Annotated in this window: 11 protein-coding genes; 5 read left to right on the top strand and 6 right to left on the bottom strand. The window is 64.6% G+C overall.

All coding sequences use genetic code 11. The annotated features are described in order from the left end of the window. Nucleotides 1-24 precede the first annotated feature (24 nt). From AC3ANW_RS03605 to AC3ANW_RS03585, 5 genes are all read left to right on the top strand, one after another. Complete coding sequence (locus AC3ANW_RS03605) at nucleotides 25-1,410, top strand: phospholipase D-like domain-containing protein (RefSeq protein WP_488343836.1); 1,386 nt, start codon at nucleotides 25-27, stop codon at nucleotides 1,408-1,410. A gap of 32 nt (nucleotides 1,411-1,442) precedes the next feature. Then, entirely contained in the window at nucleotides 1,443-2,000 is a 558-nt protein-coding gene (locus AC3ANW_RS03600) for a DedA family protein (protein WP_488343835.1), read from the top strand. 7 nt (nucleotides 2,001-2,007) lie between these two features. After that, nucleotides 2,008-3,513 (top strand): glycine betaine ABC transporter substrate-binding protein, encoded by a 1,506-nt coding sequence (locus AC3ANW_RS03595; RefSeq protein WP_488343834.1) that lies wholly within the window; start codon nucleotides 2,008-2,010, stop codon nucleotides 3,511-3,513. Nucleotides 3,514-3,609: 96 nt separating this feature from the next. Then, nucleotides 3,610-5,103 (top strand): ABC transporter substrate-binding protein, encoded by a 1,494-nt coding sequence (locus AC3ANW_RS03590; protein ID WP_488343833.1) that lies wholly within the window; start codon nucleotides 3,610-3,612, stop codon nucleotides 5,101-5,103. 74 nt (nucleotides 5,104-5,177) lie between these two features. After that, entirely contained in the window at nucleotides 5,178-6,557 is a 1,380-nt protein-coding gene (locus AC3ANW_RS03585) for an amidase (RefSeq protein ID WP_488345348.1), read from the top strand. Nucleotides 6,558-6,576: 19 nt separating this feature from the next. On the opposite strand, the gene AC3ANW_RS03580 is transcribed toward AC3ANW_RS03585, so the two are convergent. From AC3ANW_RS03580 to AC3ANW_RS03555, 6 genes are all read right to left on the bottom strand, one after another. Next, a complete protein-coding gene (locus tag AC3ANW_RS03580) occupies nucleotides 6,577-8,601 on the bottom strand; it encodes an acid phosphatase (RefSeq protein WP_488345347.1) in 2,025 nt (674 codons plus the stop codon). Nucleotides 8,602-8,688: 87 nt separating this feature from the next. Next, the gene (locus tag AC3ANW_RS03575; protein WP_488343832.1) at nucleotides 8,689-10,404 is read right to left on the bottom strand and encodes a ShlB/FhaC/HecB family hemolysin secretion/activation protein; all 1,716 of its coding nucleotides are present in this window, start codon (nucleotides 10,402-10,404) and stop codon (nucleotides 8,689-8,691) included. Nucleotide 10,405: 1 nt separating this feature from the next. Next, nucleotides 10,406-11,188 (bottom strand): hypothetical protein, encoded by a 783-nt coding sequence (locus tag AC3ANW_RS03570; protein WP_488343831.1) that lies wholly within the window; start codon nucleotides 11,186-11,188, stop codon nucleotides 10,406-10,408. A gap of 513 nt (nucleotides 11,189-11,701) precedes the next feature. Beyond that, complete coding sequence (locus tag AC3ANW_RS03565) at nucleotides 11,702-13,546, bottom strand: hemagglutinin repeat-containing protein (protein WP_488345346.1); 1,845 nt, start codon at nucleotides 13,544-13,546, stop codon at nucleotides 11,702-11,704. Nucleotides 13,547-13,745: 199 nt separating this feature from the next. Next, nucleotides 13,746-14,273, bottom strand: a complete 528-nt coding sequence (locus tag AC3ANW_RS03560) for a hypothetical protein (protein WP_488343830.1) — start codon at nucleotides 14,271-14,273, stop codon at nucleotides 13,746-13,748. Then, complete coding sequence (locus tag AC3ANW_RS03555; RefSeq protein WP_488343829.1) at nucleotides 14,260-14,478, bottom strand: hypothetical protein; 219 nt, start codon at nucleotides 14,476-14,478, stop codon at nucleotides 14,260-14,262. Before AC3ANW_RS03555 ends, AC3ANW_RS03560 begins: the two co-directional genes overlap by 14 nt. Nucleotides 14,479-14,486: the final 8 nt, after the last annotated feature.

Below are 14,486 nucleotides of genomic sequence, written 5' to 3'. Positions count from 1 at the left end.
TCATCTCGCGTTTCGAGTCGACTTTTGCTGCCGTACACCCTCCTCCCCTTCCTGCCCTCGCTGTCCCAGCACTTGCTGATCGCGGTGCTTTCGGTGCTGGTCTATGTCGTGACCACGCGGGCGCGGCAAGACCAGCGGGCTCCGTCGAGCGCCATCGCCTGGGTGATGGGGCTGGCCCTGCTGCCCTACCTGGTGCTGCCCATGTACCTGGCGTTCGGCCGCCGCAAGTTGCGGCCCGCCCACACGCCTCGGGTGACACCCGGCGAGCCTTATCAACATTGGGCGGCCGACCTGGCCGAGAGCTTCGGCCTTGCCGCCCCGGCCCTGACCACCACCCGCCTGCACCGCGATGGCGCCGAGGCGCGCGACGCCCTGTGGGCCACCATGGCGGCGGCACGCGAACGGCTGGACGTCTGCACTTTCATCATCGGACAGGACGCACTGGGCCGCGCCGCCATGCAACGCCTGGTGGGCCAGGCGCGTGCGGGCGTGCGGGTGAGACTGCTGCTCGACGGTTTCGGTGCGCTGATGCTGCCGCGCCGCCATTTCGACGAACTGCGCGCGGCCGGTGGCGAGGTGGCGGTCTTCCGCCCGCTGCTGGGGCTGCGCCGGGCCGGCCCGCGCAACCTGCGCAACCACCGCAAGTTCGTGATCGCCGACGACCGGCTGCTGTGGTCCGGCGGCCGCAACCTGGCAGCCGAATACTTCACCGGTGATGCCGACGCAGAGGTGCCGCCGTGGCAAGACCTGTCCTTCACCATCGAAGGCCCGACCGCCGGTGCCGCCGCCCGACAGTTCGAGCAGGACTGGGCCACCGTTCAGCAGAAAAGGCCGCGCCACATTCCGCCCGGCGCGGCGCCCGCGCCCGCCAGCGGCACGCTCACCCAGTTCTTGCCCAGCGGGCCGGACCAGAGCGAGGACACCGCGCAGGCCATATTGGTCGCAGCCTGCTTCCGCGCCCGGCGCCGCATCCTGGCGGTGACGCCGTACTTCGTACCCAACGACGCCCTGCGCGACGCCCTACGGCTGGCCGCCCGGCGCGGCGTGCTGGTCGACATCGCCGTACCGCAGCATTCCAACCACCAGCTGGCCGACATGGCGCGCAGCCGCGCCATGCGACACCTGGCCGCCGCCGGAGCGCGGTTCCACATGCTGCCGGCCATGGCCCACGCCAAGGCGGTGGTGGTCGACGACGACCTGGCGATGTGCGGTTCCATCAACCTCGACCTGCGCAGCCTGCTGCTCAACCACGAGGCCGGCGTGCTGTTCTACGACCGCGCCGATGTCGCCTGGCTGGCCCGCTGGATTGAAGACCTGGCAGCCGACAGTCAGCCCTTCGACGCCACGCCGCCGACCTTCCTGCAGGACATCGGCGAAGGCCTTCTGCTCACCGTCGCCTTCCAGCTCTAGGCATTCGAACCACTGCTTTTTTCTCACTCTCCATGTTCCACATCCACACGGCCCATCTGCTGGCCGACTACGGTTACTACGCCGTCTTCTTCGCCGGCCTCATCGAGGGCGAAACCATCCTGCTGCTGGGCGCCTACGCGGTCCACCAGGGCTACCTGCACATGCTGCCGCTCATCGCCTGCGGCGCGGCGGCGGCCTTCATCACCGACCAGTTCTACTTCCAGCTGGGCCGGCGCAAGGGACAGCAGGTGCTGCTGAAGCATCCCAGGCTGGAGAAACGTTTCGAGAAAGCCGTGGCCTTCGTGGACCGCCACCCGGTCGCCACCGTGCTGCTGATGCGGTTCGCCTGGGGCCTGCGCATCGTCTTCCCGGTCGCCCTGGGCATGACCAGAATGCGCACCACCCTGTATGTGCCCTTGTCGGCGGTCGCCGCGGTGATCTGGGCGACCGCGGTGGCCTGTCTGGGCGTGTGGGTGACCGGGCTGCTGAAGACCGTCATCGGCAACCTGCACCACTACGAGCTCTGGTTCATCGGCGCGGCCGCGATCATCGGCCTGGTGGTCGCCATTCGTCACTTCAAGATGGCCTGACACCACCATGCGTTGCCGGCTCTTCGTGTTATGGCTGGGTTTCATCTGCCTGATGGGGCAGGCGCAGGTCCACGCCGCCGAGCCGCTGCGCATCGGCTCCAAACGTTTCACCGAAAGTTATGTGCTGGCCGAGGTGATCGCCCTGCAGGCGCGCGGCAGCGACACGCCCGTGCAGGTGCTGGCCGGCCTGGGCAACACCGCCATCGTGGCCGCGGCGCTGGCGGCCGGCACCATCGACCTGTACCCCGAATACACCGGCACCATCGCGCGCGAACTGCTGCACCGGCCGGACATCGACAGCCTGGCCGCACTCAATGCCGCATTGGCACCGCAGGGCCTGGGCGTGGCCGTGCCGCTGGGTTTCCAGAATGGCTACGCCCTGGCGATGCGCGCGGCAGAGGCCGACCGGCAACAACTCCATTCGCTTGCCGATGTCGCCCGGCAGCCGCAACTGCGCCTGGGCCTGTCCAATGAATTCCTGGGCCGTGCCGACGGCTGGCCCGGCCTCGCCGCCCACTACCGGCTGCCGCAACGCCCCGAGGCGCTGGACCACGGCCTGGCCTACCAGGCGCTCGAGGCCGGCCAGGTCGATGCTGTCGACGCCTACACCACCGACGCCCAGGTGGCCCGGCGCGGATTGCGCCTGCTGGCCGACGCCGACGGCTGGTTCCCGCGCTACGAAGCGGTGCTGCTCTATCGGCTGGACGTGCCGCAGCGGTTTCCCGCCGCCTGGGCCGCGCTCCAGCGGTTGCAAGGCCGTATCGACGCACCCCGCATGGCCGCCCTCAACGCCCGCGCCGAGATCGACGCTGCGCCCTTCGAGACCGTCGCCCGGGAAGCCCTGCAGGACACACCGCCGCCGAACCATGGCCAGGTTACGCCGCCCGGCTGGACCAAGCGCCTTTTCGGGCCCGACCTGGGCCGCCTCACCCGCCAGCACCTGACGCTGGTGGCCGTGTCGGTGGCGCTGGCGGTGCTGACCGGCGTGCCGCTGGCCCTGTGGTCGGTGCGCCGGCCCAGGGCACGGGCCATGTTGCTGGCGGTGGCCGGTCTGCTGCAGACCGTGCCTTCGCTGGCGCTGCTGGCCGCGCTCATTTCGTGGATGGGCCGCATCGGCACCGCGCCCGCGCTGGTGGCGCTGGCGCTTTATGCCCTGCTGCCGGTGATGCGCAACACCGTTGCCGGCCTGGATGCCGTCACCCCAGGCCTGCGCCAGGCTGCCCGGGCGCTCGGCATGACATCAGCCCAATGCCTGCGCCTGGTCGAACTGCCGCTGGCCCTGCCGGTGCTGCTGGCCGGAGTGCGCACGGCGACGACCATCGCCATCGGCACGGCCACGCTGGCCGCCTTCATCGGCGCCGGCGGATATGGAGAACGTATCGTCACCGGCCTGGCGCTGAACGACCACGGCTTGCTGCTGGCGGGCGCGCTGCCTGCGGCGGCCCTGGCACTGATCAGCGAAGCACTGTTCGGCCTGTTGGGTCGATGGCTGCCCCACCGGCCCAAAAACTGAAACGCATGGATACGCGGCCCGTTTTATGCTCTGGCCTTCCCCGGGATCCTCGCCGGAAGGGTCCCCACCCGCTTTTAGTAGGACGCAAGTTACACGATGCTCACGCGCCGCAGTCTCATCGCCGCATCTTCCGCTGCCACCCTGGCCGGAGCCGCCCCGTTTGCCCAGGCCCAGGGCCGCAGCAAGACCGCCGTCGTCATCGGCATCGCGCTGGAGCCGCCGGGCCTGGACCCCACCGTGGCGGCGGCCTCGTCCATCGCTGAAGTCACGCTCTACAACATCTACGAAACCCTGACCCGGGTGAACAGCGACGGCAGCGTGTCGCCGCTGCTGGCCGAGGGCTGGGAGCTTTCGCCGGACCTGAAGACCCTCACCTTCCGTCTCAGGCGCGGGGTGAAGTTCCACAACGGCCAGCCCTTCAATGCCCAGTCGGTCAAATACAGCTTCGAACGCGCTGCCGCCGACAAGAGTGTCAACAAGGACAAACGCACCTTCCAGAACCTCAGCGTCCAGGTGGTCGACGAGTTCACCGTGGTGCTGCTCAACCGCGAGATCGACCCCGACCTGCCCTTCCTGCTGGGCCAGGCCACCGCCGTCATCGTGGAGCCCACCAGCGCCGACACCAACGCGGCACAGCCGGTGGGCACCGGGCCGTACCGGCTCGAACGTTTCAACCGGGGCGCGTCGCTGACCCTGACCGCCTGGGACGGCTACCGGTCGCCGGCCGCGGCCCGCATCCGGCGGGCCACCTTCCGGTTCATCCCCGACGCCTCCGCCCAGGCTGCCGCGCTGCAGGCCGGCGACATCGACATGTTTCCCCGCCTGTCGCCGCGCAGTGCCGCGTCGTTCCAGGGCGAGACGAAGTTCCAGGTGCTGGTGGGCGGCTCGCGCGCCAAGACCATCGTCGCCATCAATCACCGGCGCAAGCCGCTCGACGACGTGCGGGTGCGGCGTGCGCTGTATGCCGCCATCGACCGCAAGGAAATGATCGCCGGCGCGGCCGACGGCTACGGCATTCCCATCGGCAGCTACTACGTGCCGGGCGCGCCGGGCTACATCGACACCACCGGCATCAATCCCAACGCGCCTGCCAAGGCCCGGCAGCTGCTGGCCGAGGCAGGTGTGAAGACACCGCTGGAACTCACCGTCACCCTGCCGCCGACGCCCTATGCGCGCCAGGGCGGCGAGGTGCTGGCGGCGCAGCTGGCCAAGGTGGGCATCGTCTGCAAGCTGCAGAACGTCGAATGGGCGCAGTGGCTGGCCAACACCTATGGCGGCGCGCACAACTACGACCTGTCCATCATTTCGCATGTCGAACCCTTCGACCTGGGCAACAACGCCAAGCCGGACTATTACTGGGGCTACCAGTCGGCCGAGTTCGGCAAGCTCTACGACCGCATCAAGACATCGCCCACCACCGCCGAACGCAACACCCTGCTGGGCGACGCCCAGAAGCTGCTGGCGCGCGACGTCGCATCGCTCTACCTTTACCAGCCGCAGTGGGTGACCGTGGCGCGTCGCGGCCTCACCGGCGTATGGAAAGACCTGCCGATCTTCGTCAACCACCTGTCGGCACTCGCATGGACATGAGTTCGATCCCTTCCAACACCGCCTCGGCGCTGTCCGACATCCAGCGCCCGGCAGGCAGCACCGGCCTGCACGACATGAGCGCGGCCGACATGTCGGCCGCCTTCCGCAACGGTTCGCTATCGCCGGTGGAAACCACCCGGGCGGTGCTCGACCGCATCGGCCACTGGGAACCCCAGCTGCTGGCGACCTACCTGCTCCGGCCCGACGCCGCGCTGGCGCAGGCCCGCGCATCCGAAGCCCGCTGGCGTGGCGGCGCACCCCTGTCGCCGCTCGACGGGGTGCCGGTCACGGTGAAGGAAAACATCGCCACTGCCGGCGACCCGACGCCGCTGGGCACCGCAGCCACCACGCTGCTGCCCGCCGCGGTCGACGCGCCGCCTGCTTCCCGCGTGCGCGAAGCCGGTTGTGTGATGGTCGCCAAGACCACCATGCCCGACTACGGCATGCTGTCGTCGGGCCTGTCGAGCTTCCATCCGCTCACCCGCAACCCCTGGGACACCAGCCTGGGCCCGGGCGGCAGCAGCGCCGGTGCGGCGGCTGCCTGTGCCGGCGGTTACGGCCCGCTGCACATCGGCACCGATATCGGCGGATCGCTGCGCCTGCCGGCCGGCTGGTGTGGTGTGTTCAGCCTCAAGCCGAGCCTGGGCCGGGTGCCCATCGACCCGCCGACACAGGGACGCGCCGCCGGTCCCATCACCCGCACGGTGCTGGATTCGGCACTGCTGATGCGCGCCCTGTCGCAGCCCGATACCCGCGACACCATGAGCCTGCCGCCGGCCACCATCGACTGGGAATCGGTCGCCGACGTTCAGGCCGACCATCTGCGCGGACTGCGGTTCGGTCTCCTGATGGACGCCGGCTGCGGCCTGCCGGTAGAAACCTCGGTGCGCGAAGCTATCGAGGCCGCGGCAAAGCTGCTGCAGCGGGCCGGCGCCATCGTCGAACCCATGGCGCCCTTCATGACCCAGGCCATGCTCAACGGCATGGACTGCAGCTGGCGCATGCGTTCCTTCGTCGAGATGTCGGGCCTGCCGCCCGAACGCCGCGCACGGGTGCTGCCCTACATCCGCGACTGGGCCGACAGCGTGGCCGACATGTCGGCAGCGGCCCTGTACCAGGCACAGCAGCAGTTCCACGCCACCCGGGTGGCCACGGTGCGCGCCTGTGCCGCCTACGACTACGTCATCTCGCCGGTGGCGCCCATGCCGGCCTTCGACGCCGAACTGCCCTCGCCCACCAACGACCCGCTGCATCCGCTGGAACACATCGGGTTCACCGTGCCCTTCAACATGTCCGAGCAGCCGGCCGCCTCGGTGCCCTGCGGTTTCACCCAGGCCGGCCTGCCGGTCGGCCTGCAGATCGCCGGGCCGCGTTTCGACGACCTGGGAGTGCTGAAAGTGGCGCGGGCCTTCGAGCTGATCCGCCAGCCGATGCGGGGTTGGCCCCAGCCCTGAAGCGCGACGGCCGGCCCGTTCACCCGTCGATGCGGATCTGCAGGCCGGTGGCGCTGTAGGTGGCCGTGGTCTTGTACCCCGTCACGTTGATGGTGGTGAAGCTGCCCTTCAGCGCGCCCGCGGTGATCAGCTTGACGGTGTCGCCCACCGTCGGCGACTGGCCCGCCTTGAACACCACGTTGAGCGTGCCGCCGGCCAGGGTGACCGTGCCGGCCGCCTGCAGGCGACCCGCGCCGTTGCCGCCGATGGCCATCTGCAGCGTGCTGCCCGCCAACTGGGTATAGCCGGCCGACAGGGTCAGCGACGAAGCCGCCTGGCACACCAGCGTGCCGCCGGCCGCCAGGTACACGTCGCCCTTGCCGAGCGCGGTGGCCGAAGCCGCCACCAGGGTCCCGGCGCTCACCTCCGTACCGCCGGTATAGGCGTTGTTGCCGGTCAACGCCAGCGCGCCGGTGCCCAGTTTGGTCAGCTTGCCGGCACCGCCGATGTCGTTCTGCCAGGCGTCGGCTGCCGAGAAACCACCGGCTGCCGCGTCCATGGTCACCGACACGTCGCCGTTGAAGGCGCCATAGCCGTCGGCCGCATTGAACAGGTTCAGCCGGCCCCAGCCTTCGGCGTCGTCCAGCACCGGATAACCCGAGGCCAGCGCGGTGGTCTTCAGCACCACCCGGCGCTGGTCGGCGCTCAGGTAGGGCAGGCGGGTCTCGAGCAGCACTTCGGCGCCCTTGGGAACCACCGCAGCCCTGGTGGTGTCGGCGATCTGCGCGAAACCGTAGGTCAGCCGGCGCAGATAGGCGGCCTTGTTGGCAGCGTGATCGGCAAACCGGTCGTCGGCCACGGCTTGCGAGTGGGCGAAGGTATTGAGCTCGGCGGCATTGCTGGCGCCGACGGCTGCCATCAGCGCGGTTTGCGCCTGGTCGTAGGCAGCCTTCTTGCCGGCCAGGTTGGAACCGGTGACGATGCTGGCGGCCGCCGCGGCCTGGCCCTGCACCCGGCCACCGATGACATCCAGCGGCGAATGCATGCCGGCGACGATGCGGTTTTCACCCAGTTCCAGGCCACGCGCCAGGATCTCCTGGAAACGCTGCGGCATCACGTAGGCCATGCCGACCGCGCCCCGGGTGGCTTCGGCCGAATGGCCGCTGATGTAGCCGCCGTCCGTGGCGGGAGTGGCGCTGCGGGCCGGAGCCAGCGCGGGCAGGATCGCCACATCGCTGGTCCAGCGCCACGGGCGGGCGTACTTGAAGAAACGTTTGGCCGGTTCGGTCGAGGCGTTCTCGCCCACGTTGGAAACGAAATCGACCACCTTGCCGAAACCGCTGTTGCCGGCGGCGCTGCCGACACCGACGTTATTGCCGGTGTCGTTGTAGAGCACCGTCGTGGCGTCGGCCGCGATGCCGGTGATGGACGTCGTCTGCTGCGCGGCGGCGCGCCATGCCGCGGTCAGCGGGCCCATGCCGTCGCTGATGCTGTAGGCCTTGCCGCGACGGTCGTCGAGGTAGGCCGCGAGCGTCTGGGCAGCGGTTCGCGACTGAGTGAACCGGGCGGAAGTCTGCAGGTTCGCGGCATGCACCGCCGCGTTTTTTACCGTGCCGTCGGTGCTGTCGCCGGGGATGCCGGTCCAGCTCGAGGCGACCACGGCCGGGAAAGTACCGCTTGCCGGGGCCGCCGCGGCGGCATCGACCAGCAGCGTGCTGGGCGTCCACACATCCAGGAAACCGGCCACCACCCGCACGCCGGCATTGGTGGCCAGCGTCGCGTAACGGGCATCGCCGCGCTGGTTGGTGTAGGCGAAGTCGACGTACGGCAGCACCGCCGTCTGGTCGGCTACCGGAGCGCTGTCGGTGATGCCCAGGCCGGCCGGTGCCGCGGGCACGGTCAGGGCGGCGGGCGTCGGGGTCGTGGGGGTCGTGGGCGTGGTCGTCGTGCTGCCGACGACGACCGGGCCGTTGCCGCCACCGCAGGCGGCCAGGCAGATCGAGGCGATCAGGGAAAGCGCCAGCGGGCGGCGAGCGATGCCCTTGGGCGTTGGGTGGATGCGCATGGTCGAAAAATAGGAGCCGAAACCGGCAGGCCGAAAGGACGACACCGTACCCAGCCGCCAAGACGGCTTCATGACGCCCTGGTCTTCTCAGAACGAACAGCTCAGGTTGAAACCCACCGTCGTCCGCGCCGTCTGGAAAGACGCCGGTTTGTGGATCGGCCGACCGACGAAGAAGTCGTAACGCCAGGCTGCCGTGCCACCACGCAGGCCCAGCACGCCGCCGGCCAGCCCGGTGCCTGCCAGCAGCGCGGCAGACGGTCCGCCGACCCGGCCCGCATCCAGCCCCGCATAGGCCTCGTGACCCGCGGCCATCGACCAGGCCAGGTCGTTGCGCCAGAGCCAGCCGCGGTCGCCCAGCAGGCTGCTTTCACCGTCGAACCCCCGCACGCTGTAACGCGAGCCGATGGCTATGCGGTCGATCGGTGTCAGCGGCGTCTGGTTCCACTGGCCGTGCCAGGTGCTGGACAGCTGCAGTTTCTCGCCGAAGAAGCCGAACGGCTGGACATAGGCCAGGTCCATCACCGTCATGCGCAGGCGGGAACTGCCCTCGCCGAACGCCTGCTCAGGCGCGGGCAGGGCACCGAATGCACCGGTGCCCCGGCGGAGTGCCAACCCGGCGTCCACCGTCGCGTCACCGACATATCGGCGGTGCGAGACATTGAGTTCCCAGACCGAAGTCACCCGATGCTGCACCTCGATCTCGGTGTCGTCGATGAAACTGCCCGATCCGCGCCGATAGACCCGCACACCGACGCTGGTGCGGGCCACGGCATCGCGCCACACCACCCGCTGGGCGCGCAGCTCGGCGGAGTCGCTGATCCCGCTGAACACATAGGTCTGGCTGGCACCGGCGACGGACTGGTGATAGTGGTTGCGGCTGACGGTCGCACCGAACAGCCAGTAGTCCCACGGCACCGTGTAGTTCATCAGGGCTGACCGCGTGGCGCGGGTGTCGCCCCGCCCCAGGCTGTGGCCCGCGGTGAAGGACAGCATGTCGTTCAACGCCAGCGGGTTGTCCCAGAAGACAGTGGCATTGCCCTGGTGTTTGCCGGTGGCCCGGGTGCCGCCGTCGTCTACCGAAAGGTTCAGCCGCAGGGGCCGGGGCTGGCGATAGTGGATGGCGAGGTCGCTTTGCGCCATGTCGGCACTGCCCTGCTCCACCGGCACGATCTGGATGTCGGCATCGGCGCTGGGCGGACGCTTGAGGTTCTCGATGCCCTGTTCAACGTCACGCAACTGCAGCGGCTGGCCGGGCGTGGCGGGCAAGGCGTTGCCGGCATAGGCGGACTGGTCGCTGTCGGCGGAGAAACCGATGCTGCGCAGCAGGCCGGGCACGAAGGTCGCCACCAGCGTGCCGGTGGCGTTGAGGTCTTGCGAGCCGACGAGGACGCGGGATGTGATCAAGCCCCGTTGGATCAGCGCGTTCTGCATGCGGGTCTGCAGCACGGAGATGCCGATGGCACCCAGGCAGCGGTCTTGCGGCGCGTCGTCTTTATCGGGGCCGGAAAGCGAGGCGAGCAGCCACTGGAAGTCGGCGGAGAGCGGGCCGGTGAGCTGAACGGAGTGGATGCGTTGGCAGGGGTGTTCGTCGGTGGGGATGCGGGTGGGGGATGGGGGCGGTGTGGGCGGCGGCGGAGGGGCATCCGGGTTCGGCTCGAGCGTGCCGCGCAGGGTGTCTTCGCGTTGTTGCTGGCGTTGGAGTTGCTGGGTGTCCAAGCGGACGGGTTGGGCGGTCGTAATGGTGGGTACGAGCGCAGCAGAGGACAAGGCCGCAGCCGCCAGGAAACGTGGAAATGCTGCCATGTCAAGCCGCCAGCAATTGGGCCAAGCCGGCTTTTAATTTCGGCAAGCAGTCGTCGACATGGTTTTGAACTCGTTTGCGAAGCTCGGCGTAATCGTCAGCTTGCCAATGTTCGAGATCCAGCGCCGGTTCGGAGTATTTGTTGGAACAAGTGACCTGCGGCGGAGCATCCAACGCGAAAAAACGGCGGGAATCCGGCGACCGGCTGACCGTGGTTTGCAAATAAAAATCGTATGCGGGATTTTCTTCGTCAAAATCTACATAAACCAAAACCATGGTATCCGGGCGGATCAGAATAGCGTTCTTGTAGGGTGCCGCTGCCGCACCATTTTCCTGAATCCATTCATCCACCAGCTTCGAAACCGCCGGTACAAAGAATTCGTTTGCGGGGTGCAAAATCCCATCAACCGTCGTGCCTTTGTAATGTTCTTTGGAAACAGGCAATCGAAACGAGCCCATCAATGCACCCACAACGAGAAGGCCGGCATCCATTTGCCTATGGATCTTTTGAACGATTCTCAACTTTTGATCGGCGGGCGAAATACCATTCGGGGCGGCAAAAGACACCTTGATGGGAACCATCCCGGAGTAAATGAAGGGCGCCGCCGCGGCCCTTGCCGAAGATGCAGCCATATTGCTGGCGTTATTATTTTCAATATTGGCGATACCCGATGCCTTCGCATCAGCCGTATCGCCTGCCTCCACCGCATGGGCGTGAACACCAACGACCGACAAGGAGAGCGCAATCATCGCGCCCCAAAGAGCATTAAAAAAACATTTTTTCATCAACCGCACCCTAAAAAAGAAGCGGCGATACTAGATTAATAATCTTCTCCGGCCTAATGCACAAATGAAAACATGAATGACAAACATGTCAATTTGTATTAGTAGAAACAAGTCTAAAAATAAGCAAAATCCGCCCCTTAAGATCATTGGTTTACCGGCAGATCGGTGGTGGCGATCTGTTTACCGATGGTGTCGACGATGAGTTTTCTGAGTTTTCCGAACTCAACGGGTGAGTGTTAGAAAATCCACCAGCAACGAGAATTAATCCGTAGACCTCCTATTTATATAGCACGCGCACTTCGCCAGCAAACTAATCCCCGTTCAGTATTTGACCACCAGAAGCGATGAAACGCTTCTTGTACGCCTCAATAGCGACCGGAATGGTGTCTTCGTAGCCGAATTGAACTTTACAGAGCGGACAAATCTCATATGACGGAATTAATCCATCTGCCCCCCACGGAAGCAGCGGAGAGCAGTTAAATCCGCATACGCGGCACAGATAAATATTTGCACTCATTTCGAATTCCAAAAGTCCAGGTTGGTTTTAAAACCATGCATGCTTGGATCTGGCTTATACATGGTTCTGGGCATTCCATCTACCGTTTTTACCGCAAACGTGTTGGTGTGAACATTATAAAGCAATACGTCACCATTTCCAGATATTTTCACTTGTGTGCCGACTGGAGGGTTTCTTGTAAAAGCTTGTGCCGCTTCTGCATACTGATTAAAAGACTGATATTCGGGAAATTCTGCACCATGCTTTATCCAATGATTGCTCGCATTCCCGTCCATGCCGCCAGCTTTTCCAGGCGTCCATGAGTTTGGCATCATGCCTTCACGATAAAAATTATTAGCAATCTTCGTCGCGATTTCATCTGTTGCCTCAGCCTTGGTCCGCGCTGCGATAAATTCTTTGACAACCTTTGTTGTTAATTCTTGACTAATCGCAAGATCTCCCAGCATGACAACATCTGCCATGAGCAAACCAGCAGCAAAGGCATCCTTTAACACAGGCGCCTTATCGATGACATTGATCGCCGTATTGATTTCCTGAATACTGACGCGCGCCTGAGCCTTGGATGCGTCACTGACTGCGGTGTCCTGCAGCAGATTTTTTAAATCCGCGCGGGTTTGCTCCAGTGAAACTCGCTCAACCAAGGTACTACGCTGGAGTTCACCTGTGTTGGACGCACTCTTGAGGTCGTACTCGCGCAGCACCCGCACTTCGCAAGCAGTGTCTCCATTGGCTTGGCAACCCTTGATCTTTTGCTCGCGATTTCGGAGGTCGGTGCTGGTCAGGTAGTTATTTGCCGTGGCGTTTAAGCCAGTGGCCGCGCCGACTCCTCCACCGGTTACCGCGCCGACGGCGGTACCGGCCGCTGCAACCAAAGCAGTCTTCAAACCCAGCGGCAGATCGGTCGCTGCGACCTGTTTGCCGATGGCGTCGATGGTCAGTTGACTGCTGGCCGCTCCCAGCGCACCTTGCACTCCGCCGCTCAGGCCCGCCAGCACCGTATGCATCGCCACCCGGTAGGCCCCGCCCTCGTCCCATTTACCGGCCTCGGCCTCGTTGCCCTGGGCTCTGAATTCGGCCGCCTTGCCATTGGCATATTCACCACCCACCCTGGCCGCCTGCTGCCCGAACGTACTCGTGATCTGCAACTGCGCAGCCACCTCCTTGTTGACCTTGTTCGCATCGAAGGTCTTGGCCAGTCCGCTACTGCCATCGCCCGTCCGGATTTCCTTGTCGCCCGCGATGCCGCTCACGCCGCTGGTCGTCGTGCTGCTGTTCTTCCCGCTCGCACTCGCAATTCCGGCCGCCGCCCCGTTGACACCGCCCGCCAGGTTGGGCGCCGGTTTGCCGTCCTCGCCCGACTTGCCCGTGCCGCCGGTGCCGCCGGTGCCGTACCCACCCGACAGGCTGAACCCGCTGGCGCTGAAGTTGTCCCGGTTCTGGATGTCTCGGGTCGTCAGGCTCCGGGTGTCGAAGCTGTTTTTGCCTTCGTCGACCGCCTTCTGGGTGCTGGTGATCGCGCCGCCCACCAGGTCGGTCTTGCCCTTGACCTTGACGTCGAACCCGCCGTCTCCGGCCTGGACGCCGCTGCGTTCGTTCACGCTGGCGTAGTCCGCGTTCACCTTGCTTTTGCTGATGCTCAGCGAGCCGCCCATCTGGCCCATGCCCATGCTGACCGAGCCGCCCAGGCTCTGCTGCCGGCTGTCGAACTTCGCCGTATCCTGCCGGCTTTCGATGTTCAGGTCGCCGCCGATGTCGGTGACGACGCGGTTGCCCTTGACCACACTACCCAGGATGTTGGTGTCGCCTCCGCTCTGGATGCTGACCTTGTTCGCTCCGCTGATGTGGCTGTTGACCTGGGTGACGTCGCTGCCGTCGGCCTTGCCTCGGGCGCCGCTGCCTTATCTGGCAGGAGCAGTAAACAGCGGTCTGCCGTGTCGTAGATAGCCACCAACGCTGTGCGCTTGCAAATGGAATGAATAACCGGTTGGTTACTTGGCTCATCCAGTGCACCCAATGTCTGTGAATGTCCTAAATTCAACATCAACGCACTGGAATATTTATTTTTGTCGCACCAGCACAGCGCAAGGCCCAAGTGAGAGAACCCAGCGGAATTAACCACTCACTGGTAGCGAGCGTTAGCTGATTAAAACCACCACTGCGAAATTTAAAAGAAACAACAAACCACCTTCGTTGTCGCGGGTGAAGCCAATGAAGCCAATCGATTGCAGACCAACCTTTTTCCTCTTCAAAAATTTCTCGTGCATCGCCTGACAATGCACGCCACTTGGCAAGCCACAAGGCCATTTCGTCATTAGACAATGGTTTGGAACAGGCTGACAAAAACCATTCCGGCAGCAGAATTACGAGTTCATCAAGGTTACTCCAACTCTTAAGCTCGATATTATCAACAACCCCAAGCAGCTCTTTTAATTTCTCCACCACTTGGTGGTCGCCATCAAATTCTACACTTCTTGTAAAGGTGTCATTAATTAAGCCAGCGCCAATCGTCGCGCCGCTCAGCCAAGTTAGCTCGACAGCTGCAAGACGACAAAAATCATAATTGTCCATTTTTTCCACTCTTTAAAATTATTGCGGCACGGAGAGTATCGAGTTGATTTCCTCGCAATCCAATTTGATTTTCAGCCTTGGTTGTATCAACAATAATCGGCAAAGTAGGATTTTGTCTTGAAAGACTCTCCGGAACTGCACTCGCCTTTATTTCATCAAAAAATTGTTTATTTACCTGGAATGTTTTGATACTAGCCGATTCCATTTTTTGAT

Source organism: Xylophilus sp. PBN-3R (genome assembly GCF_057747805.1).
This window is presented reverse-complemented; position numbering and strand designations above follow the sequence as displayed.